This window comes from Arthrobacter sp. FW306-1B-G06A, from assembly GCF_058781765.1.
In genome coordinates, this window is record NZ_JBYSXB010000002.1 from 45,961 (window position 1) to 64,742 (window position 18,782).

General features: G+C 64.7%; 13 protein-coding genes and 1 tRNA gene. 7 read left to right on the forward strand and 7 right to left on the reverse strand.

Annotated elements, in window-relative coordinates; all coding sequences use genetic code 11:
- The first annotated feature begins 161 nt into the window (after nt 1–161).
- Nucleotides 162–244 (forward strand) — tRNA-Leu (locus AC3WJM_RS01235).
- Between the two features lie 296 nt (nt 245–540).
- Here the strand turns inward: AC3WJM_RS01235 and AC3WJM_RS01240 are convergent.
- From AC3WJM_RS01240 to AC3WJM_RS01250, 3 genes are read right to left on the reverse strand one after another with little or no spacing between them, the layout of a single operon-like run.
- Nucleotides 541–1,452 (reverse strand): MaoC family dehydratase, encoded by a 912-nt coding sequence (locus tag AC3WJM_RS01240; RefSeq protein WP_284988182.1) that lies wholly within the window; start codon nt 1,450–1,452, stop codon nt 541–543.
- Nucleotides 1,449–2,801: a 3-oxoacyl-ACP reductase gene (locus AC3WJM_RS01245; protein WP_492271037.1), complete on the reverse strand. Its 1,353-nt coding sequence runs from the start codon at nt 2,799–2,801 to the stop codon at nt 1,449–1,451. Before AC3WJM_RS01245 ends, AC3WJM_RS01240 begins: the two co-directional genes overlap by 4 nt.
- A gap of 5 nt (nt 2,802–2,806) precedes the next feature.
- Nucleotides 2,807–4,177: an acetyl-CoA C-acetyltransferase gene (locus tag AC3WJM_RS01250; RefSeq protein ID WP_492271038.1), complete on the reverse strand. Its 1,371-nt coding sequence runs from the start codon at nt 4,175–4,177 to the stop codon at nt 2,807–2,809.
- Here AC3WJM_RS01250 and AC3WJM_RS01255 point away from each other — a divergent pair.
- Both AC3WJM_RS01255 and AC3WJM_RS01260 read left to right on the forward strand, forming a co-directional pair.
- Complete coding sequence (locus tag AC3WJM_RS01255; RefSeq protein WP_492271039.1) at nt 4,176–4,967, forward strand: TetR/AcrR family transcriptional regulator; 792 nt, start codon at nt 4,176–4,178, stop codon at nt 4,965–4,967. The genes AC3WJM_RS01250 and AC3WJM_RS01255 overlap by 2 nt on opposite strands.
- A 34-nt stretch (nt 4,968–5,001) precedes the next feature.
- Nucleotides 5,002–7,110, forward strand: coding sequence for an acyl-CoA dehydrogenase family protein (locus tag AC3WJM_RS01260; protein ID WP_492271040.1), 2,109 nt, complete (start codon nt 5,002–5,004; stop codon nt 7,108–7,110).
- Between the two features lie 170 nt (nt 7,111–7,280).
- On the opposite strand, the gene glgA is transcribed toward AC3WJM_RS01260, so the two are convergent.
- Nucleotides 7,281–8,480: a glycogen synthase gene (glgA, locus tag AC3WJM_RS01265; RefSeq protein ID WP_306959666.1), complete on the reverse strand. Its 1,200-nt coding sequence runs from the start codon at nt 8,478–8,480 to the stop codon at nt 7,281–7,283.
- A gap of 104 nt (nt 8,481–8,584) precedes the next feature.
- Here glgA and glgC point away from each other — a divergent pair, with 104 nt between their 5' ends.
- Together glgC and AC3WJM_RS01275 are read left to right on the forward strand one after the other, a co-directional pair.
- Nucleotides 8,585–9,967, forward strand: coding sequence for a glucose-1-phosphate adenylyltransferase (gene glgC / locus AC3WJM_RS01270; RefSeq protein ID WP_059389246.1), 1,383 nt, complete (start codon nt 8,585–8,587; stop codon nt 9,965–9,967).
- Between the two features lie 108 nt (nt 9,968–10,075).
- Entirely contained in the window at nt 10,076–11,527 is a 1,452-nt protein-coding gene (locus AC3WJM_RS01275) for an SDR family oxidoreductase (protein ID WP_059389247.1), read from the forward strand.
- A gap of 25 nt (nt 11,528–11,552) precedes the next feature.
- Here AC3WJM_RS01275 and AC3WJM_RS01280 read toward each other — a convergent pair whose 3' ends face one another.
- From AC3WJM_RS01280 to AC3WJM_RS01290, 3 genes are all read right to left on the reverse strand, one after another.
- Nucleotides 11,553–12,404, reverse strand: a complete 852-nt coding sequence (locus AC3WJM_RS01280) for a transglutaminase family protein (protein WP_284988187.1) — start codon at nt 12,402–12,404, stop codon at nt 11,553–11,555.
- Nucleotides 12,401–13,327, reverse strand: coding sequence for an alpha-E domain-containing protein (locus AC3WJM_RS01285; protein ID WP_078108851.1), 927 nt, complete (start codon nt 13,325–13,327; stop codon nt 12,401–12,403). The genes AC3WJM_RS01280 and AC3WJM_RS01285 overlap by 4 nt, the downstream gene beginning before the upstream one ends.
- Before the next feature lie 72 nt (nt 13,328–13,399).
- On the reverse strand, nt 13,400–14,956 hold the full coding sequence (locus AC3WJM_RS01290; RefSeq protein ID WP_492271090.1) for a circularly permuted type 2 ATP-grasp protein: 1,557 nt from the start codon (nt 14,954–14,956) through the stop codon (nt 13,400–13,402).
- A gap of 113 nt (nt 14,957–15,069) precedes the next feature.
- Between AC3WJM_RS01290 and AC3WJM_RS01295 the strand changes: the two genes are divergently transcribed.
- Nucleotides 15,070–16,113 carry a YeiH family protein gene (locus AC3WJM_RS01295; protein WP_492271041.1) on the forward strand — a complete coding sequence of 348 codons (1,044 nt, stop codon included), beginning with the start codon at nt 15,070–15,072 and terminating at the stop codon, nt 16,111–16,113.
- Between the two features lie 4 nt (nt 16,114–16,117).
- Nucleotides 16,118–18,757: an aminopeptidase N gene (pepN, locus tag AC3WJM_RS01300; protein WP_492271042.1), complete on the forward strand. Its 2,640-nt coding sequence runs from the start codon at nt 16,118–16,120 to the stop codon at nt 18,755–18,757.
- The last annotated feature ends 25 nt before the right edge of the window (nt 18,758–18,782 follow it).

Consider the following 18,782-nt stretch of genomic DNA (forward strand, 5'->3'; position numbering starts at 1 on the left):
CCCGCGTTTTGGCGCGGATTGGCGAGGCCCAATTGCCGTTGACAGCGCCATCTCGAGCTCCGGTTTTTTTATTTCCCAGAAACCGTGTTAGAGTTTTTCTCGCTGCTTCGGAGGAAAGAGAAGCGCCGAGAGGCGCAGAACGAACGCTCCGAACACCACCTGCGCGGGTGGCGGAATGGCAGACGCGCTAGCTTGAGGTGCTAGTCCTCGAAAGGGGGTGGGGGTTCAAGTCCCCCTCCGCGCACAATTGCAAGGCCTGGAATTCTGAGAATTCCAGGCCTTGTTTGTTTAACCTGAATTTGCCTTTTCGGACGCTAATGCGGCGTTCATCACATTTATTAAATTGCATTACCGGGAATTCACCACCGGCAATGAATCCGCCGTCGAACCCGGCTCCGCGACCCGGCTCTGAATCCGGCTCCGTCAGGCGCGACGACGGCGGCCGCCCGCGTGGGTGACCGCCGTCGTCGTAGCTCTTGTTGGACCCTGGACCGTGACCCTGAAGCTTGCCCCTGAACCTGGAACCCCGAAACCGGCGCCCTACAGCGCCGTCACGGATCCGCTGAAGTGCCTCCTGCCGCTTCGCGGGTTCCAGGCCACGTAGTCCGAACGCTCCCACGAGCCTGACGCGGAGTGGACCGTGCCGATTTCCAGGGCCACCCGCGCCGGAAGGAACACCGGCGCCTCGAAGTTCACGTCCCACCGGAACGCTTCCGACTTCACCGAGCCCACGTCAGCCAAGGCCCGGGACGCAAGGTACATGCCGTGCGCGATCGACCGCGGCAGGCCCAACGCCTTGGCCGAGAGCAGGCTCAAGTGGATCGGATTGAAGTCCCCGGATACGGCGGCGTACAGGCGGCCGGTATCCACTCCGAGCTGCCAGACGGCGGTTGGTGCGGGCGCCCTGAACTCCGGTGGAGCGGCGGCCGCGGCGGCCTTGTCGACTCCCGGAAGGAAGACCCCCTTGGCGAGGTACGTCGAGACGCCGCGCCAGAGCAAGGCCCCGCCGTTGCTTGACCGGACTTCGGCGACGACGTCCAGCTGGGTTCCAGCCCTGTGGCCGCGCATGTGCTCTGCCCAGGACCGGACGTCGAGCGGCTCACTGAACTGGACTGCCCGCAATTGCTCCACATGGTTCTTCAAATGGATCATCCCCAGCAAGGGAAGCGGGAAATCGTCCCGGTTCAGCACGCTCATGGCAACCGGGAACGCAAGGGCATGGATGAAGCCCGCCGGCAGTGCGTCACTCGCTGTCTCCCCGATCAGGTGCTGGTAGGCGGTGAGGTTCGCGACGTCGGCCCGCACCCCGCGGACCTCGTGGCTCCCGTGGGGCAGCGCGGTGGCTGCCTGGAACCCCATCACCCTCCGCCGTGCCGCCGTCGCCGCCGCGTTCACATACAGCTTAGAGAGGGACGGCAGTTCCCCCAGGATGAGCGGTTGTTCCGTAGTCATGCACCCACCAGGTTCTGTCCACAGACCCTGAGCACTTCTCCCGTGATTCCACCGGCCTCGTCCGATGCCAGGAACGCGATTGCCTCTGCCACGTCGCCGGGCAGGCCTCCCTGCTGCAGCGAATTAAGCCTGCGGGCTACTTCCCGGGTGGCGAAGGGGATCCGGGCGGTCATGTCTGTCTCTATGAAGCCGGGCGCGACGGCGTTGATGGAACTGCCGCGTTCAGCCAGCAAGGGTGCCGTGGCCCTCACCATGCCGATCACTCCCCCTTTGGATGCGGCGTAGTTTGTCTGACCGCGGTTGCCCGCGATGCCGCTCGTGGAGGCCACGGATACGATCCGCGGGGTTTTGGGGAGCTGTTCCGCACCAAGGAGTGCCTCGTTGATGCTCAACTGCGAGGCGATGTTCACGCCGATGACGGAATTCCAGCGGCCCTCATCCATGTTGGCCAGGAGCTTGTCCCGGGTAATACCCGCGTTGTGGATAACGATGTCCAGCGCGCCATGGCGTTCCACGGCGTGGTCGATGATCCGCCTCCCGGCGTCCCCGGCCGTGATGTCCAATTGCAGGGCAGTGCCATGAACCTCGTTGGCGACGGCGGCGAGGTGGTCACCCGCAGCGGGAATATCCACCACCACGAGCCGGGCGCCGTCCCGGTGCAGGGTCCGTGCGATCGCCGCGCCGATCCCACGGGCGGCCCCCGTCACGACGGCGACCTTCCCGGCCAGGGGCTTGTCGGGGTCGGCGGAAAGTTGGCCGGCGCCTGAGGTGACGGTCAGGAACTGACCATCCACGAACGCGGACCGGCCGGACAGGAAGAAGCGCAGCGCGCCGAGCGTGCTCGGGCTCGTGGTGCCGGCACCGTCCCCGAGGAGAATGCCGTTGGCCGTGGCACCCGCCCGGAGTTCCTTGGCGAGCGAACGCAGCAGCCCGTCGACGCCTTGACGGCCGGCGGCAACAGCCGGGGTGGCAGCGGACGCGGAGGTGCGGGAGATCGTGACCACCCGCGCGCCGGGGGCCAAATCGCGGAGCGACGGAGCCGCAGTGAGAACTGGTCCGGCAAGCTCTTCCGGATGCTCGACGGCGTCAAGCACCAGGACGATCGCACCCAGCTTTTCCTTGGGCAAGGCGGAACGCCGAACGTCGAGGCCCCAGCCCGCCAGGGCGGCAGCCAAGTCGTCGGAGCCGGCGGTTCTGCCGTTGCCGCTCCCGAGTACCAGGACCGGACCCGGAACCAGCGGCTCTCCCTCTTTGTACCTCCGGAGCACGGCAGGTTGGGGCAGTCCGAGCTTTTTGGCCAGGTCCTTGCCGATCCCGTGGCTGACAAACTGCGTGTATTTGTCCGTCATGCCGGTTACCGACCTTCCGGAGCGGAGTAGGCCTCGAGGATCGCGACGACGCCCTGCCCTCCGGCAGCGCAGATGGAAATGAGTCCGCGCGCAGGGCGGCCGTCAACCGGGCCGTTGTCGTGGAGCATCTTCGCCAGCGAAGCCACGATGCGTCCTCCAGTGGCGGCAAAAGGATGTCCGGCGGCGAGGGACGAGCCATTGACGTTGAGCTTGGCGCGGTCGATCTTGCCGAACGCACCGTCCAGTCCCAGCCTGGTTCGGCCGAATTCCTCGTCTTCCCATGCGGCGAGCGTGCTCAGGACGGTGCCCGCGAAGGCTTCGTGGATTTCGAAGAAGTCGATGTCTTCGAAGGACAGCCCGTTGCGTGCGAGGAGTCGCGGTACCGCAAAGGCCGGGGCCATGAGGAGTCCGTCCTTGCCGTGGACGAAATCGACGGCGGCCGCCTCTCCGTCAACGACGACGGCCAGCTTGGGCAGGCCACGGGCGTCAGCCCAGTCCTCAGTGCCGAGGAGCACCGTGGAGGCGCCGTCCGTGAGCGGAGTCGAGTTGCCGGCCGTCATGGTGGCCTCCGCGCCAAGGCTCTTGCCGAAGACGGGCTTGAGGGTGGCCAACTTCTCCATGGACGTATCGGGCCGGAGGTTCGAATCACGGCTCAGCCCGCGGTATGGAGTGACGAGGTCATCGAAGAAGCCACGATCGTAGGCCGCGGCGAGGTTGTGGTGGCTGTTGAACGCGATCTCGTCCTGGGCTTCGCGGCTGATCTTCCATTGGGCCGTGGTCAGCGCCTGGTGTTCTCCCATCGAGAGGCCGGTACGCGGTTCCCCGGTCTTCGGAGCATCCGGGGCGAGGTCCTTGGGACGCAGCCGCGAGAGGACCTTGAGTCGATCGGGCAGGGACTTGGCGCGATTGAGGTCGAGCAGGACCTCGCGGAGGCCCTCGCTGACGGCAATCGGGGCATCGGAGGCAGAGTCGACGCCGCCGGCGATGGCCGAGTCGATCTGGCCAAGCTTGATCTTGTTGGCGAGGCCCAGGACGGTTTCAAGGCCGGTGGCGCACGCCTGCTGGAGATCGTAGGCGGGTGTCTCCGGCGAAAGGGCCGAGCCAAGCACCGCTTCGCGTGTCAGGTTGAAGTCGCGGGAGTGCTTCAGGACAGCTCCGGCTGCGACTTCACCGAGCCGTTCCTCCTGAAGGCCGAAGCGTGCGATCAGCCCGTCCAGTGCAGCCGTCAGCATGTCCTGGTTCGAGGATTTGGTGTAGGCGCCCCCGGTACGGGCAAAGGGGATCCTGTTCCCGCCAACCACCACTGCCTTGCGGACTGTACCCGGGGCTACCGGGGATTCGTGTGGCGCGCTCGCGGAATGTGCTGCTGCAGGCATGCGTTGCTCCTTAGATCACATCGGGTTACTGATACCCAGCGTACCTGATACGCTGAGTATCGTGAACATCCCCAGCCCAGGACTTCCCGCCGACCGCGACGCCGTGACCCCGCCCCCCGCGGACAGCGAGGCTCCCGCCGTCGACGGCCGTGCCGCCCGCTGGCAGGTCCACCGCGAAGAACGCCGGCGGGAACTCATCAAGGCCGCCCGCAAAGCCGTCCATGCACTGGGCAGCGACGCCTCCATGGAGGACATCGCGACCGCGGCCAGCACCTCCAAGTCGGTGTACTACCGCTATTTCGGGGACAAAGCCGGCTTGCAGCAAGCCATGGGCGAAGTAGTCCTCGGACAAATGCAACGACGAATGAAGGAAGCGGCAGAAAGCGCTCAAACTCCCCGCGAAGGCCTGTTCGCCATGGTTTCCGCGTACCTGCAGATGGCGGAGTCCAGCCCCGCCGTCTACGCGTTCATCACGCGGCTCTCGCAAGGGGAACCATCGGCGCAAGACGCCATCGCAGCTTCGGGAGCCCTTGGCCACTTCTTCGAAGCAATCAGCGCCATGATCGCCAGGCCCATGCGGGAACACCTGGGGGCGGAAAAGGAAGCGTTGATCGACTACTGGCCCACCGCCGCCATCGGGCTTGTCCGCAATGCCGGCGAGAGGTGGCTCGGCAGTCCCGCCTCCCCCGCTAAGCCCGACCAGGAAACCATGGCGGCCCGGATCACCGATTGGCTGTGCGTGGGAATCGCCCCGGAACTCAAGATCAACTCCCCTGAATATCAGCAATGACTCCACGTTGTTCGGAACCAAAGAAGGAATGACCATGACTGAAGTAGTGGACCGCACCTCCTCCAGCAACCGGGTGGCCGCGGAAACGGCTGCAACCACACAGCCAGTTGAGCCCGCCCCCACGGTGGACGTAGCGGCCCTTGGCGAACTGCTGCTCGGCAAGTGGGCCCACATCCGGCACACGGCACGTGACCTCGCGGGCCGCCCCGAGGTGCACAAGATCGAAGGCTTGACGCATACCGAGCACCGCAAGCGCGTCTTCGGGCAGCTCAAGTACCTCGTGGACAACAACGCCGTGCACCGGGCTTTCCCCACCAGCCTGGGCGGTTCGGATGACCACGGCGGCAACATCGCCGGCTTCGAGGAGCTCGTCACTGCCGACCCATCACTGCAGATCAAGGCCGGCGTCCAGTGGGGCCTCTTCGGTTCAGCCGTGATGCATCTCGGCACGAAAGAGCACCAGGACAAATGGCTGCCCGGGATCATGAGCCTGGAGATCCCCGGCTGCTTCGCCATGACCGAAACCGGGCACGGCTCCGATGTTGCGAGCATTGCCACCACGGCCACCTACGACGAGGCCACCCAGGAGTTCGCCATCAACACTCCGTTCCGCGCAGCGTGGAAGGACTACATCGGCAACGCAGCCGAGGATGGCCTGGCCGCCGTCGTATTCGCCCAACTGGTCACCCGCAATGTGAACCATGGCGTCCACGCGTTCTATGTCGAGCTGAGGGACCCGGACACCAAAGAGTTCCTGCCCGGAATCGGCGGCGAGGACGACGGTATCAAGGGCGGGCTCAACGGGATCGACAACGGCCGCCTCCACTTCACCGACGTCCGCGTCCCGCGCACCAGCCTGCTCAACCGTTACGGCAACGTCGCCCCCGACGGCGAATACACCTCGCCGATCGCCAGCCCGGGACGGCGCTTCTTCACGATGCTCGGTACTTTGGTGCAAGGCCGGGTCTCCCTCGACGGAGCCGCAGTCGCAGCCAGCAAGGTGGCCTTGACGACAGCCATCCGGTACGCCGCCGAACGGCGCCAGTTCAACGCCTCATCCCCCACGGACGAGGAAGTACTGCTGGACTACCAGCGGCACCAGCGCCGCTTGTTCACTCGCCTTGCCACCACCGTTGCGGCGAGCTTCGCGCATGAGCAGCTGCTCGAAAAGTTCGACGATGTCTTCTCCGGCCGGCACGACACCGACGCCGACCGCCAGGACCTCGAGACCCTGGCCGCCGCCCTCAAGCCGATGAGCACCTGGCACGCCCTCGACACCCTGCAAGAGTGCCGCGAGGCCTGCGGCGGCGCCGGATTCCTGATCGAGAACCGATTCGCCTCGCTGCGTGCGGACCTTGACGTCTATGCCACTTTCGAAGGTGACAACACCGTGCTTCTGCAGCTCGTGGCCAAGCGCCTCCTGGCGGACTATGCCAAAGAGTTCCGCAATGTCGACTTTGGCGTGCTGGCCCGCTTCGTCGCTGCCCAGGCTGCCGACGTCGCCATCAACCGGACCGGCCTGCGGCAAGTGGCGCAGTTCGTGGCGGACACCGGATCAGTCCAGAAGGCTGCTTTGGCCCTGCGGGACGAGGAAGGCCAACGCACGCTCCTGACGGACCGGGTGCAGTCCATGGTGGCGGAGGTCGGTTCGGCGCTCAAGGGTGCGAACAAGCTTCCGCAGCACCAAGGCGCCGCCCTGTTCAACCAGCACCAGGACGATCTGATTGAAGCCGCCCAGGCCCACGCCGAGCTACTGCAATGGGAAGCGTTCACGGAAGCCCTTGGCAAGGTCGGCGATCCGGGCACCTTGCGAGTGCTGACCTGGCTCCGCGACCTGTTCGGCCTTTCGCTCATTGAGAAGCACTTGTCCTGGTACCTCATGAACGGCCGCCTCTCCATGCAGCGCGGACGCACTGTGGGGGCCTACATCAACAGGCTGCTCGTCAAGATCCGTCCCCACGCCCTGGACCTGGTCGATTCCTTCGGCTACGGTCCGGAGCACTTGCGGGCGGCCATCGCCTCGGGGGCCGAGAAGGAACGCCAGGACGAAGCCCGGGGCTACTTCCAGGCGCAGAGGGCAAGCGGCGAGGCACCCGCCGAGGAGAAGAGCCTCCTCGCCTTGAAGGGAAGAAAATCCAGCTAGCATCCTGCCGTGACCGGCCGGTGAACATCTGCCGAATCCTTTAACGACGGCGGCGCCGCACCCCTCAGCGGGAGTGCGGCGCCGCCGTCGTTCTTCCCCAACTGACTCGCATTTGTTGTCGTTATGAGCCCTCATAACGACACTTACTGCGAGTCAGTTGGGCTGGTGGGCTACGGGGTGAGGACCGAGCGATAGACCTCAAGGGTTGTTTCGGTGATCGATTCCCAGGAAAAGTGTTCCTCCGCCCGGACGCGGCCCGCGGCGCCCATGACCTTGGCTCGCGCAGGATCGGACACCACCTCGTTGAGGGCGGCGGCGAAATCTGCGACGAACTTTTCGGGATCCAGCGGGGTGCCGGTACCGTCCGTGACCTGCTCCAGTTCCACCAGCAGTCCTGTTTCACCGTGCTGAACCACTTCGGGGATGCCGCCTGTAGCGCTGGCCACCACGGCTGCGCCACATGCCATGGCCTCAAGGTTGACGATGCCGAGGGGTTCGTAGATCGACGGGCAGGCGAAGGCCGTGGCATGGCTGAGGACCTGGATGAGCTCATGCCGCGGAAGCATGCGTTCGATGACCAGGACACCTTCGCGCTTGCCCTGCAATTCCTCGATGAGCCGGGCCGTTTCGGCCGCGAGTTCCGGAGTGTCCGCCGCGCCCAAGCACAGCACAAGCTGCACATCGTCGGGCAGGCTGGCCGCAGCCTTCAGGAGGTAAGGAACGCCCTTCTGCCGGGTGTTGCGCCCGACGAAGACCACACTCGGCTTGGCGGGGTCGATGCCGAGGGCACGGATTGCGTCTTCGCCTTCGTCCGGCTGCCACATGTCGACGTCGATGCCGTTGTGGACCACGCGGACCTTGGCGGGATCCACGTTCGGATAGCTGCGCAGGATGTCCTTCCGCATGCCTTCCGAGACGGCGATGATAGCGGCGGCAGCCTCATAGGCGGTCTTTTCAACCCACGAGGACAACGCGTAACCGCCACCCAACTGCTCCGCTTTCCATGGGCGCAACGGCTCCAGGCTATGTGCGCTGAGCACGTGGGGTATCCCATGCAACAGGGACGCCAGGTGGCCGGCCATGTTGGCGTACCAGGTATGGGAATGGACCAGGTCCGCTCCGGCGATGTCCGGCACGATGCGCAAATCCACGCCAAGGGTCTGGACAGCGGCATTGGCCGCTCCCAGATCATCCGGTGTGGAATACGACGTCACCGTTGCCCCGTGGAAGTCCGCATCACGGGGCGCGCCAAAGGCACGCACCTGCAGATCCACGTGCTTCGCCAAGACGCGGCTGAGCTCGGCAACATGCACACCGGCCCCGCCATAGATTTCGGGTGGAAACTCTTTAGTCACAATGTCTACGCGCACGCTACCTAACGTAGTCCTTCCGGAGTATGTGTTCTAGTGTGAAAGGGTCCGGCAACCCGGGCTTTTTTCGGGGGCTACAAAGACGTACAGGGAGAGCAAACACCATGGCGTTGAAGAAAGTATTGTCAATTGTGTTGGCAGGCGGCGAAGGAAACCGCCTTATGCCATTGACGGCAGACAGGGCAAAACCTGCGGTGCCGTTTGCGGGGGGCTATCGGTTGATCGATTTCGCTCTCTCGAATCTGGTCAATTCCGGGTACCTCCAGATCGTGGTGTTGACCCAGTACAAGTCGCACAGTCTTGACCGCCACATCTCCGAGACCTGGCGGATGTCCACCCAGCTGGGAAGATATGTCGCCTCGGTTCCGGCCCAGCAGCGCGTGGGCAAGAGCTGGTTCCTCGGCAGCGCGAATGCCATCTACCAGTCCCTGAACCTGATTCACGACGCCAACCCGGACATTGTGGTGGTTGTCGGAGCGGACCACGTCTACCGCATGGACTTCCAGCAAATGGTTCAACAGCACGTTGCGAGCGGAGCCAAGGCCACGGTTGCGGCCGTCCGCCAGCCGCTGAACATGGCCAACCAGTTCGGCGTCATCGAGGTCGACAAGAACGATCCCCAGAAGATCTCGGCATTCGTGGAAAAGCCCGCTGAAACGGAAGGCCTCGCCGCCGATCCCTCGCAGTTCCTTGCTTCCATGGGCAACTATGTCTTTGACGCCGATGCCCTGGTGGAAGCACTTCGCATCGATGCGGAGCGCTTGGACACCAAGCACGACATGGGCGGCGACATCATCCCCTATTTCGTGTCCCAGGGTGAGGCCGGCGTCTACGACTTCACGCTCAACGACATTCCCGGATCCACCGACCGCGACCGCACCTACTGGCGTGACGTTGGAACCATCGATTCGTTCTATGACGCCCACATGGACCTGATTTCCCCGGTCCCCGTGTTCAACCTGTACAACTCGGAATGGCCCATCTACACGCGGCAGAGCATCTCTCCGCCGGCCAAGTTCGTCCGGGGAGACAACAACACGGTCGGCACCGCTTTGGACTCCATCGTGGCCAGCGGCTCGGTGATCTCCGGAGGAATCGTGGAAGGGTCCGTCCTCTCCAACGATGTCTACGTTGGACCGGCCAGCAGGATCCAGGACTCGGTGCTGATGGACAAGGTGCGCATCGGTGAAGGCGCCGTCATCAAGCGGGCCATCATCGACAAGAACGTGAAGGTTCCTGCCGGGGCCGCCATTGGATTGGATGCCGACCTCGACCGCGCGCGCGGCTTCAAGGTCACCGAATCCGGAATCACCGTACTCGCCAAGGGTCAGGTAGTACCGGAGCCTGACGGTTCCGAGCTTGCCCTGGCTGCCGAGTACCGCCGCTCGGTGCCGGAAGCAATCAAGGCTGCCACGGAGAAGTTCCCCGACATCAGGGACTCCGCGGAGCAGGTCACGAAAATCCAGGCGGACTCGGTAGAGGTCTGACCCGGAACACCGGAACCAGGATAGCCCCCGGCCTCCCGGCCGACAGCAGGCCTCCAGCCTCTGTTGCCCGGGAGGCTTTGCTGTGCCTGACCCTGTAAAATTGACCCAATGAGCCCCGCCGATTTGACGCCTGAAGAAATCCAGGCCTGCCTCAAGGTCTTGAACACCATCCACGCCTACGACGAGGAGCACCCGGACTACGTCGCAATCCGTCGTGCCACGGGAAAGATGTTCAAAGCCGTCAAGCGGCATCGCCGGGTCACCAAACGGGACGAGATCGCGGAAGCCGACCGCGCCGTCATCGCACTGACCGCCACCGCGGCCCCGGACAGGATCGACGACGAAACCCGCGGCAACAAGCTGGCAACCTCGGCGACGGGCGAAATCGCCGGCCACCTCATCCGTTCCAGGCCCTGCTACATCTGCAAGCAGCACTACACGCAGGTAGACGCGTTCTACCACCAGTTGTGCCCGGAATGTGCGGCCTTCAGCCACAGCAAGCGCGATGCCCGCACCGACCTCAGCGGACGCCGCGCCCTCCTCACGGGCGGGCGCGCCAAGATCGGCATGTACATCGCCCTCCGCTTGCTCCGCGACGGCGCACACACGACGATCACCACCCGCTTCCCCAAAGACGCGGCACGACGCTTCGCCGCCATGGAAGACAGTGCTGACTGGTTGCACCGGCTCAGGATTGTGGGCATCGACCTCCGGGACCCCTCACAGGTCATGGCCCTCACCGATTCCCTCAACGAAGCCGGCCCGCTCGATATCATCATCAACAACGCCGCCCAGACCGTCCGGCGTTCGGGGAATGCGTACAAGCCCTTGGTCGATGCCGAGGACGAGCCGCTGCCTGAGGCCTTGGAGGCAGCCAACGGCGGCCCCGAACTCGTCACCTTCGGGCATGCCCACGACAAACACCCGTTGGCCATCACCCACAGCGTCACGGAACATCCCGTGCTCGCGGGAGATGCGATTACCTCGCTCGCGCTGTCCACGGGCTCCGCGTCGTTGGAGCGGATAGCGACAGGCACCGCGATCGATGCCGGCGGCCTGGTTCCCGACCTCGCGGCCATCAATAGCTGGACCCAGGTGGTGGACGAAGTAGATCCGCTGGAGATGCTCGAGGTTCAACTCTGCAACGTCACGGCGCCGTTCCTCTTGGTCAGCCGACTCCGAGGGGCCATGAAGCGTTCCACCGCACGCAGGAAGTACATCGTGAACGTCTCGGCCATGGAAGGGCAGTTCTCCCGCGCCTACAAGGGCCCCGGGCACCCGCACACAAACATGGCAAAGGCCGCATTGAACATGATGACGCGGACCAGTGCGCAAGAGATGCTGGACAGCGACGGGATCCTGATGACCGCCGTCGACACCGGATGGATCACGGACGAACGCCCGCATTACACCAAAGTGCGGCTCATGGAGGAAGGCTTCCACGCACCGCTCGACCTCGTGGATGGAGCGGCGCGTGTCTACGATCCCATCGTCATGGGCGAAAACGGCGAAGACCAGTACGGCGTCTTCCTGAAGGACTACAAGCCCTCCCCCTGGTAAATCCAGGCGGAGGGCCGCGGTCCTGCTAAGTGAGCCGGGTTATCTCGACAGTGACGGTGAGGCCTGAGCCGCCGCCCCCGGACAAGATCCCCTTCAAGGGCGGAACATCCCGGTAATCCCGGCCCCGCGCCACGGTGACGTGGAGATCTCCGGCAGGCTTGTGGTTGGTGGGATCCCAGCTGCGCCATTCGCCGTCCCACCATTCCAGCCACGCGTGGGATTGGCCCGCGACGGTTTCGCCGATCTCGGCCGTGGGCCGCGGATGGATGTACCCGGACACGTACCGGGCCGGGATACCGCAGCTGCGGAGTGAGCCGATAGCCAAATGGGCCAGGTCCTGGCAGACTCCTTGACGCTGGTTCCAGGCTTCTTCGGCGTTGGTGGTGACGCCCGTGGTGCCCTTCACATAGCTCATTTCGCCGCGCATCCATTCGAAAATGGCCATGGCTGTCTCGTGCGGATTCTTGCCGGCGACGACGGCGGGAATGATGCCGAGGACTTCCTCCCCCGGACCCGTGAGCTGCGACTGGGGCAGCCAGTCGCTGAACTGGTCCCGGATCTCGTCGGAAGCCATCACATCCCAGCCCACAATCTCGTCGTCCAGGGCGACCCGCTCCACCCGGTGGACCTCAACGGTGGTGGTTGCCACCACTTCGAGGCGCTCGTGCGGCATCTGCATATCGAAGGCGGTGACGCGGGTGCCCCAATAGTCACGGTAGGTGCTCACGGCAGCTTGCGACGGCGTGATCTTCAGCGAGGATTCAAGCACCACCTGTTGCGGATCGGTCAACGGGGTCATGCGTGCCTCGTTGTACGACAGGGTCACTCGGCGGTTGTATTTGTAGGCCGTCTTGTGGACGATGCTCAGCCGGGTCATGAAACTTCTCCCACCCAGGCCAGTTCATCCGCCTGATTGAAGTACTTACGGGAAATCGCGTCGGAGGCCTGCGTGACGGCTTTCTGCACCCGGTCCATGTGCTCGGGCAGCTCGGACATGAGATCGTCCGTGCGATGGAACTCAAGGAAGGTACGGGCCTGGCCGACGATCCGACGGGCGTCGTTGATGAAGCCCACCCGCTGGGCGGAGGGATCCAGCTTGGCCAGGCATTCGTCGGCGTCGCGCAGGGCGAAGACGATGGAGCGGGGAAACAAACGGTCCAGCAGGAGGAACTCCGCGGCGTGTTGGTCTCCGAACGCCGCACGGCGGGTCCGAAGGAACGACTCGTAGGCGCCGGCGCAACGCAACATGTTCACCCAGGACATTCCGGCGGAGAGCACATCCCGGGTGGAGAGCATCCGCGCGGTCATGTCGGCGCGTTCGAGCGAGCGGCCGAGGACCAGGAAGAGCCAGCTTTCGTCGTGGCTCACCGTGGTGTCCGCGAGGCCCCTGACCATTGCGGTGCGTTCCAGGACCCAGTTGCAGAAGCGGTACGTACCCACGACGTCTTTACGGTGCTGGTTCAGCCCGTAATAGGTGGTGTTGAGGCTCTCCCACAATGACGAGGACACAGTCTCGCGCGCGCGCCGCGCATTTTCACGCGCGGCCCCCAGGGACCCGGCAATCGAGGTGGCACTCGTCTTGTCGTAGGCGAGGGCGTGCAGCAGCTCCGGCAAGCCGAATTCCTCGCTCTGTGGCCGGGCTCCCATGACAGCCAGGAGTTCCCTCGCCACACTGCGTTGCTCCTCGAGCGGAAGGTGGTTTAGGCGTTCTAGATGGACGTCCAGGATTCTGGCCGTTCCGTCGGCCCGCTCCACGTAACGGCCGATCCAGAAAAGGGATTCAGCAATACGGCTCAGCATGGGGCTGTGCCTCCTTCGGGTCCTGCGTTGTGACGATGAATGTATCCTGCTCCGGCACCATAGCGTGACGGATCACTGCTGCTGGTCCGATTGGCGGTCCCGCCAGTTGCTTTCGACGGGCCAGACCGAGACCTGTTCACGCACCGTGATGGAGGAACGGGGCAGTTCGACGGCGGGCAGCTGCGGGGAGTCCGAGAGCACCCAGGTGTCCTTGGACCCGCCGCCCTGGGAAGAGTTCACGATCAGCGAACCCTCCTTCAACGCCACCCGGGTCAGCCCGCCCGGCAGCACCCAGACCTCGTCGCCGTCGTTGACCGCGAACGGACGCAAATCCACGTGCCGGGGCCCGAACTTCTCCCCCGAGAGCGTCGGCACGGTGGAGAGCTGCAGCACCGGCTGCGCGATCCAGCCCCGCGGATCCGCCAGCACCCGCTTCCGCAACGCCTCCAGCTCCTCGGCCGACGCATCCGGACCGATCACCAGGCCCTTCCCCCCGGACCCGTCCACCGGCTTGACTACGAGTTCGGCAAGCCGGTCCAGGACCTGCTCCCGGGCCTCCTTCTCCTCCAGCCGGAACGTCTCCACGTTCGCGATCACCGGCTCCTCATGCAGGTAATACCGGATCAAATCCGGCACATAGGAATAGACCAGCTTGTCATCGGCCACCCCGTTGCCCACCGCGTTCGCGATCGTCACCCCGCCCGCCCGGGCCGCGTTCACCAGCCCCGGGCAGCCCAGCATCGAATCCGAACGGAACTGCAACGGATCCAGGAACTCATCATCGATCCGCTTGTAAATCACATCCACCCGCTGCTCACCGGCCGTGGTACGCATGTACACCCGGTTCCCCCGGCAGATCAGGTCCCGGCCCTCGACCAGCTCAACACCCATCAACCCGGCCAGCAACGTGTGCTCGAAATACGCGCTGTTGAACACCCCCGGCGTCAACACCACCACCGTGGGATCATCCACCCCCGACGGCGCCGTCTTCCGCAACGCCGAGAGCAGACGCCGCGGGTATTCCTCGACCGGACGGATGTGCTGCTGCCCGAACGCCTCCGGCAAACCCTTCGCCATCGCCCGCCGGTTCTCCAGCACGTAGGACACGCCGGAAGGCACACGGACGTTGTCCTCCAGCACCCGGAAGGTGCCCGCCGCATCGCGGACAACGTCGATACCGGACACGTGCACCCGCACGCCACCGGCCGGTTCGAAACCATGCACGGCACGGTGGAAATGCGCGCTCGTGGTCACCAATGCCCGCGGCACCACGCCATCAGCGACCACCGCCATCCGCCCGTAGACATCGTCCAGGAAAGCCTCCAGCGCCCGCACCCGCTGCGCCACCCCGCGCTCGAGGACATCCCACTCGTCAGCCGGAATCACCCTCGGCACGATATCCAGCGGGAAGGGTCTCTCCTCCCCCGCATAATCGAAGGTCACGCCCCGGTCCAAGAAGGTCCGCGCCATCGACTCGGCACGCGCGCTCACATCCGCAAGCGAAAGCTCGCGAAGTGCGCCGTCCACCTGGCCGTAGGACTTTCGGGCAACGGTGCCTGGGGCGAACATTTCGTCGTAGGCGCCGGAACGCGCGGCGGCCTCGGAGTAATCCCGGAATAGCTCTGACATGGGATTCAGACAATCACCTTTTCGATTACGAACGCATTTCGCGTTCTGCATGTTGCGACACCAAGCGTGAACCCGGTTCGCATTTCAGCGCCTGCATGCATCAAGGTTGACGAATGCACTCCAATCGTTTCCCGGCCCCGGTCTCCCGATTGGGAGCCGGGATCGTCATGGCAGTGGCAGCCACTGGACTTGCCTTCATTGTCCATGCCCTGCTTCCCCCCATCCCTGCCATGACAGCCGCTGTAGCGCTGGGTTTGTTAGCTGCAAATATACCGGGCACGGCGGCATGGGCTGCCGGACGCGCCCGCCCGGGCCTCGACTTCGCGGGCAAGCACCACATGCGGGCGGGCATCGTGCTGTTGGGCCTGAAGGTCAGCGTTGTCGATGTCCTCGACCTTGGCTGGTTTGCTCTCGTCCTGATTGCCGCCGTCGTGCTCCTCAGTTTCGCGGGCACCTATGGGCTGGCCCGCTTGGTAAAGCTTCCCCGCGAGGGCGCCCTTCTGATAGCCACCGGCTTCTCCATCTGCGGTGCCTCCGCGATCGGAGCCATGGCCGCGGTACGCCGCATCAAACACCAGGACACCGTCCTGCCGGTTGCCCTGGTGACCCTTTGCGGCACGCTCGCGATCGGCGTGCTGCCCCTGCTCATGCACCCCTTGGGCCTGAGCCCGGAACAATTCGGCGCCTGGACCGGGGCTTCCGTGCACGACGTCGGCCAGGTAGTCGCGACTGCACAGACTGCCGGTCCGGTGGCGCTGGCGCTCGCCGTCGTCGTGAAACTGACCAGGGTGGTCCTGCTGGCCCCCATCGTGGCCGGGGCGGGCCTTGCGCAACGATGGTCCATGCGGCGGAAGTCGCGCAACGGTACGGAGGCGAACGACGACGGCGGTAAGTTTCCGCCGATCGTCCCTCTCTTCGTGCTCGGGTTCATCGCGATGGTGGCCGTCCGTTCCGTTGGCTGGCTGGTTCCTGGCGTGCTGGACGCCGCAGGAGGGCTCCAGGACATCCTGCTCGCCTCGGCCTTGTTCGGGCTGGGTTCGGCGGTCCGCGTCCGCACGCTGTTGCACACGGGTGGCCGCGCCGCGCTAGTCGCGCTTGGCTCCTGGTTCCTTATCGCCATCTTGGCCCTGGGCGCAGTCTTCCTCATGATTAGATAGCTGGGTGTCGAATCACAACTTGGCGCGCGCTGAAGCCGCCACCCGTTCAGCCCTGATCAGCACCCACAGCTACGATGTCTCCCTTGACGTCCGCGAAGCCGCAGATACCGGCGTGCCGGGGTACACCAGCCGCAGCATCATTGACTTCTCCGCGGAGCCTGGTTCCTCCACGTTCCTGGATTTCATCCACGGCGGCGTGCACAGCGTCTTCCTCAATGGAAAAGGACTCGACGTCGCCGAGGTGGTGGACGGCGACAGGATCCACCTCAACAATCTCCAGGCCGAAAATCAGGTCACGGTCACCGGAACCGCCCTTTACAGCCGATCCGGCGAGGGCATGCACCGCTTCGTCGATCCGGCCGACGGGCAGTGCTACCTCTATACGCAATACGAACCGGCGGATGCCCGCCGCGTGTTCGCGAACTTCGAGCAGCCGGACCTGAAGGCCGAATTCACCTTCCACGTCATGGCGCCTTCCGCTTGGCAGGTGGCTTCCAACGGCGCAGAGCTTGCACGGACGCAACTGACCAGCGACCCGGCTACGAGCCGCTGGGACTTCGCCACCACCAAGCGGATGTCCACCTATATCACCACCGTCCTCGCCGGTCCCTATTTCCGCGCTACTGACCGCTGGAGCAAGACGCTCGACGACGGCACCAGCCTTGAGGTTCCGCTGGCGCTCTATTGCCGCGCATCCATGCAGGAGTCCTTCGACGCCGCGGAGCTTTTCCGGCTGACGAAGAACGGCCTGGACTTCTTCAACGATCTCTTCGACTACCCCTACCCGTGGGGCAAGTACGATCAGGCGTTCGTGCCGGAGTACAACCTCGGTGCGATGGAAAATCCCGGCTTGGTCACCTTCACGGAGAAGTACGTCTTCACCTCACGGGCCACCGATGCCCAGTACCAAGCCCGCGCCAACACCCTCATGCACGAGATGGCCCACATGTGGTTCGGAGACCTCGTGACCATGACCTGGTGGGACGACCTCTGGCTCAAGGAATCCTTCGCCGACTACATGGGCACCCTCGGCGTGGACAAGGCCACGGACTGGGACACCGCCTGGGTGAATTTTGCGAACAAGCGCAAGTCCTGGGCCTATGTGCAGGACCAGCTGCCCACGACCCACCCCATCGTGGCGGACATTCCCGACCTGGAAGCCGCCAAGCAGAACTTCGATGGCATTACCTACGCAAAGGGCGCTTCCGTCCTCAAGCAATTGGTGGCCTACGTCGGGTTCGAGGCGTTCATTGCCGGCTCGCGACGCTACTTCAGGGATCACGAATACGGCAACACCTCGCTGACCGACCTCCTGGAAGCCCTGGGCACGGCATCGGGCCGGGACCTTGGAACCTGGGCCCGGCAGTGGCTGCAGACCTCGGGGATCTCCACTATTGCGGCCGAAATCTCCGGGAGCGGCGATGCCATGGAGGCAGTCACCCTACGCCAGGACTCTGTGGACCCCATCACGGGCAAGCAGGAAGACCGCCCGCACAGGCTCAGGATCGGTCTCTATAACTTTGACGACGGCGGCCAATTGCTCCGCACAGAGAGCATCGAGCTCGACCTCGAAGGTGCCGACACTACCGTGGGCGGACTCGCCGGCAAGCAGCGCCCGGCCCTCCTTCTCGTCAACGACGACGACCTCAGCTATGCGAAGGTCCGCCTGGATGCGGGGTCCGAAGCAACAGTACGTTCCTCCCTGGACCGGATCAGCGATCCGATGGCCCGGGCATTGTGCTGGACAGCCTTATGGGATTCAGCTCGCGACGCCGTGACCCCGGCGGCACTGTACGTCGCCGCCGTCGAGCGCTTCGCGCCCGCCGAGCCAGGAATCGGCGTCCTCCTCAACGTTCTCGGCAACGCGGTGACCGCCGTCGAGCGCTACGTACCGGCTCCGCAGCGCGATGAGGTCCGGGAGGGCCTGATGGCTGCCAGCGCGATGCGGTTGCGAAGCTCCGAGCCGGGTTCGGACCAGCAACTCGCGTGGGCCAGGACCCTGGCAGACTTGTCGCGGCATGATGGCGCCTACGTCGAATTCTTCCGCGGCATTCTCTCCGGCAACGTCGTAGTGGACGGGCTGGCGGTGGATGCGGATCTCCGGTGGAGCCTGTGGCAGGCATTGGCAGCGAACGGAGCGGCCACGCTCCCGGAATTGGATGCCGAACTCGCCCTGGACCACACCGCCTCCGGACGCGAAGGCCATGCACTGGCCGCGGCTGCCCGTCCCGATGCCGACGTCAAGACGGCCGCATGGAATGCCGCAGTCAACGACACCGGGCTCTCCAACGAGATTCTGGGCGCGACAATCGCAGGCTTCTCCCTTGCCCCGTCCGGGCTCCTGGACGGCTTCACCGAACCGTACTTCGACTGCCTGGAAGACATATGGCAGTCCCGGAGCATCGAGATCGCGGGCCGGATTGTCCGGGGGCTGTTCCCCTCGGCCCAGGATCTTCAGGCCGGCATGGCGCCGGCAGATCATCCGGTGCTTCGACGCACGGACGATTGGCTAGGCACCCACACGTCGGCCCCGCGGGCGCTCCGACGCATCGTCATTGAGCAGCGAAGCCATTTGTTCCGCGCCCTGGCGGCGCAAGCCGCCGGTGCCCCGCAACGGGAAGCTGTGGCGCTCGACCGGGGCTGACGCAGGAGCCGGCGATCCCGGGGTG

What these genes read in the sequence shown, in the direction of transcription:
- AC3WJM_RS01280 (WP_284988187.1), bottom strand. Translation starts at nt 12,404, where the DNA reads ATGACCCGGCTGAGCATCGTCCACAAGACGGCCTACAAATACAACCGC.
- AC3WJM_RS01275 (WP_059389247.1), top strand. Translation starts at nt 10,076, where the DNA reads ATGAGCCCCGCCGATTTGACGCCTGAAGAAATCCAGGCCTGCCTCAAG.
- AC3WJM_RS01250 (WP_492271038.1), bottom strand. Translation starts at nt 4,177, where the DNA reads ATGCCTGCAGCAGCACATTCCGCGAGCGCGCCACACGAATCCCCGGTA.
- AC3WJM_RS01290 (WP_492271090.1), bottom strand. Translation starts at nt 14,956, where the DNA reads ATGTCAGAGCTATTCCGGGATTACTCCGAGGCCGCCGCGCGTTCCGGC.
- AC3WJM_RS01285 (WP_078108851.1), bottom strand. Translation starts at nt 13,327, where the DNA reads ATGCTGAGCCGTATTGCTGAATCCCTTTTCTGGATCGGCCGTTACGTG.
- AC3WJM_RS01245 (WP_492271037.1), bottom strand. Translation starts at nt 2,801, where the DNA reads ATGACGGACAAATACACGCAGTTTGTCAGCCACGGGATCGGCAAGGAC.
- AC3WJM_RS01240 (WP_284988182.1), bottom strand. Translation starts at nt 1,452, where the DNA reads ATGACTACGGAACAACCGCTCATCCTGGGGGAACTGCCGTCCCTCTCT.
- glgC (WP_059389246.1), top strand. Translation starts at nt 8,585, where the DNA reads ATGGCGTTGAAGAAAGTATTGTCAATTGTGTTGGCAGGCGGCGAAGGA.
- AC3WJM_RS01295 (WP_492271041.1), top strand. Translation starts at nt 15,070, where the DNA reads ATGCACTCCAATCGTTTCCCGGCCCCGGTCTCCCGATTGGGAGCCGGG.
- AC3WJM_RS01255 (WP_492271039.1), top strand. Translation starts at nt 4,176, where the DNA reads ATGCGTTGCTCCTTAGATCACATCGGGTTACTGATACCCAGCGTACCT.
- AC3WJM_RS01260 (WP_492271040.1), top strand. Translation starts at nt 5,002, where the DNA reads ATGACTGAAGTAGTGGACCGCACCTCCTCCAGCAACCGGGTGGCCGCG.